The sequence below is a fragment of the Armatimonas sp. genome, assembly GCF_043760365.1.
In the GTDB taxonomy this organism is placed as follows: domain Bacteria; phylum Armatimonadota; class Armatimonadia; order Armatimonadales; family Armatimonadaceae; genus Armatimonas.
Map to the genome: position 1 here is coordinate 1 of NZ_JAYUPA010000728.1, position 3,610 is coordinate 3,610.

At 58.3% G+C, this 3,610-nt stretch carries 2 protein-coding genes; both read left to right on the plus strand.

Translation table 11 applies throughout. The features are described 5' to 3' along the window. Positions 1 to 2,773, plus strand: a 2,773-nt coding sequence (gene drmA, locus ACH2EH_RS17215; protein ID WP_395143495.1) for a DISARM system helicase DrmA, incomplete at its 5' end; no start/stop codon positions are given. Further along, on the plus strand, positions 2,770 to 3,610 hold an 841-nt coding region (drmB, locus tag ACH2EH_RS17220), incomplete at its 3' end, for a DrmB family protein (protein ID WP_395143497.1). The genes drmA and drmB, both read left to right, overlap by 4 nt.

Consider the following 3,610-nt stretch of genomic DNA (forward strand, 5'->3'; position numbering starts at 1 on the left):
GGTCTACCGCGAGATCAAAGCCCTGGAGATGCTCTATCGCCAGCGTGAGGAGTTCGCGGTAGGTCACGGCACCGCCGTTCATGCGGATGTAGATCCAACAAATCTTCACCGCGCCACGCGCGTTGCCACAAGCGCACTCCCAACCTTTGAGGTCGCTCCCGTCGAGCCCGCTCTGCTGCCAGGGCTGCTTCTTGACATGAAGGAGTTAGCGCGAACTCCAGATGATCAGCTTGCCGCCCGTCTTGCACCGCTCGTCACCTCCTACGCGGATTGGATTGCGACCCAAACACTCAAGGCTGCTGGACTGACCGGCTTTGACGAGACAGCAAAGCAAGCCCTTGCTGCGTGTGAGCAAGCTCGCCAGCGTATCCTGGAGGGCCTGACGCTACTCACCACCGACCCACAGGCAGCGGAAGCGTTTCGCTTCACAAACCGCGCAATGTGGCTACAGCGGGTGCATGTTCTTTACGCTGAAGCGAAGCGCCAGGGGAAGGCCGTCGAGGTTAAAGACCTTGATATTGAAAAGAACCGGAGCTGGCGACCGTTCCAGTTGGCGTTTATTCTTCTCAACTTGCCTGGCATCACCAAGCTAGATCATCCTGACCGGAGCGATGACTCAACGGCGACAGCAGACCTGCTCTGGTTTCCCACGGGTGGTGGAAAGACCGAAGCTTACTTGGGCCTGACGGCTTACACCCTGGGGCTACGGCGGCTCCAGGGTGTTATCGAGGGGCGCTCTAGCGAGCATGGGGTTGCTGTACTCATGCGCTATACCTTGCGGCTCCTGACGCTCCAGCAGTTCCAGCGCGCCTCCGCTCTCATCTGTGCCTGTGAAGCCATCCGCCGCGATGCTGCCGATAAAGGGGACATAAAGTGGGGGAGCTGGCCGTTTCGTATCGGGCTGTGGGTGGGAAATAAGACGACTCCCAACACCACCGAGCAGGCGGAGCAAGCCGTGCTGGATCGGCGCGACCGTAAGTTCACCGCAGGGCTGGGAGACCCGGCGCAGCTCACGACCTGCCCTTGGTGTGGCACGGTGATCGAGCCAGGCAAGCACCTGAAGGTCGAGAAAGCTCGGGGAAGAACTCTCACGTACTGTGGCGATGCGACGGGCCGGTGTATGTTCAGTGCAGGGCGCTCACCAGGCGAAGGACTCCCGGTGATTGTAGTGGATGAAGAAATCTACCGACAGCTTCCGGCGCTACTCATCGCCACTGTGGACAAGTTTGCCCAGATGCCCTGGAATGGGGTTACCCAGATGCTATTCGGTCAAGTAGATGGCCTCTGCGAGCGTCACGGCTTCCGCTCTCCTGATCTGGACGATGCTGATTCCCATCCTAAGCAAGGAGTCTTGCCCGCCGCCAGAACTATCCCTCATGGCCCAGTTCGTCCCCCTGACCTCATCATTCAGGACGAGCTTCACCTTATCTCCGGGCCTCTTGGTTCACTGGTTGGGCTGTATGAAACGGCGGTGGATTACCTATCGAGCTGGGAGGTCAAAGGAAAGCGGGTGCGGCCCAAGGTAGTGGCATCCACTGCTACCATTCGCAACGCCAAGCTCCAGGTTCATAAGACCTTCCGGCGACGGGTCAGCGTGTTCCCCCCTCAGGGTCTGGATGTTGAGGACAACTTCTTCGCAGTGCAGAGCGACCTAAAGGTCAAGCCCGGACGGCTCTATGTCGGCGTGTGTGCGCCAGGGCGTCGCCTCAAGTCGGTTCTCATCCGCGTCTACATCGCCTACATGGCGGCGGCTCAGGCGCTCTTTGAGAAATACGGCCCCGATGCTGATCCCTGGATGACAACCGTTGGCTACTTTAACTCCATGCGTGAGCTAGGAGGGATGCGTCGTCTGGTGGATGACGATGTGCGCTCTGGTCTTGGACACACAGACAAGCGTGGGCTTCCCAAACGCCGTGTTCGCAATGTCCAGGAGCTGACCTCACGCATGAACTCCGCAGAGATACCTAAGATTCTAGATAACCTTGAGGTGCTCCACACCGGGGAGCGCGATGCTCGCCTTCCGATAGACGTCTTGCTGGCCACCAACATGGTCTCAGTCGGTGTCGATGTCAAGCGGCTTGGGCTGATGATAGTCGCCAATCAGCCCAAGTCAACGGCGGAGTATATCCAGGCAACAAGCCGTGTCGGGCGAAACTATCCGGGCCTAGTCTGCACCGTACTGAACTGGGCACGCCCTCGTGACCTCTCCCACTACGAGCGTTTCGAGCACTACCACGCTACGTTCTATCAGTATGTCGAGGCGCTCTCCGTCACGCCCTTTGCTCCTCGCGCTCTGGACCGTGGTCTCTCCGCCCTCCTTGTGGCAACAACGCGGCTCGCGGGCAAAACCTTCAACAGCAATGCGAGCGCAGCATCCATTCAGGCAACGCATAGCCTGGTCAGTGATGCAAAAGCGATGATCATTCAGCGAGCTATCGAGGTTGAAGGCAATAACGCTGTCGGGGTCAGGGTAAAAGCAGATCTGGCAGCACGAATCGATTCCTGGGCCGCACGGGCGCAGCGCATGACGGGCGGAGCGGTTCTGGGCTACAAGACGCGCAACGATGGCAAGACTTTCGGCCTTCTGGAGCAGCCAGGGAGTAAGCCGTGGCAGGAGTTCACCTGCCTCAACTCGCTGCGAGATGTAGAAGCGAGTGTGAATCTGATATTGGATAACTACGGAATGGACGAGGAAGCGACAGCTGTGGACAGCCCTGTTTTGAAAACGAGTGCTCCTATGGAAGCAAGCGAGGAAGACGAGCTCCTGCAATGAGAAAATCAGATAAAACGCCCGTGGGTGAGCTGCGTCCCAGCCAGATGCTCTACACCTATGGGATTGGGGCTATTGTGGATCTTCCCCGCATCGCGGTGATGGTGATGGGTATCGATGACTGGGATACTACCTACACACGCGAGATAGAGGAAGAGCGTCTACTGTCGGCTGTCCGTGCGGAGCTTGGAGACTCGGTTGTGGCGCTCAGGACACCACCTACCCCGGATGACACGCTGGGATCGGCGGTGAACTTGGGAATAATCGGAGTTCCCGTCGCCGCGTTTCCCCGGTGGATGGTGTGTCCGAGCTGCCGCTACCTTGGCCCAATCTCGTCGGCGAACCCAGCGATAGAGTTAAAGCCCCACCAGCACCGTCCCGAGCGCACCGCCTATGTTCATGCCAACTGCAACAAGTCCGTGAAGCGCCAGCCGGAGATGCTCCCCGTTCGCTTTCTGGTCGCCTGCAAGCACGGGCACCTTGATGACTTTCCCTGGCATTCCTTTGTACACAAGGGCAAGTCCGACTGTAAGGGGCGACTGTTTCTTTATGAGTTTGGGTTTGGTGAAGTCTCCGAGATCACCATCAAATGTGAGGCGTGCTCTGCCACGCGCAAGATGTCGGATGCGTTTGGGGACGAAGGCAAAGTCAACTTGCCCATCTGCACTGGGCGGCGGCCTCACCTACGGGACAAAGAGAGTGTGTGCTCTGCCGAAGTGAAAACAATTCTTCTGGGAGCCTCGAACTCATGGTTTCCTCTCTCGGTATCAACCCTGCATCTACCAAGCGCCGCCAGCAAACTGGCTGAGCTAACGGCGCTGTACTGGAGCGATCTCAAAG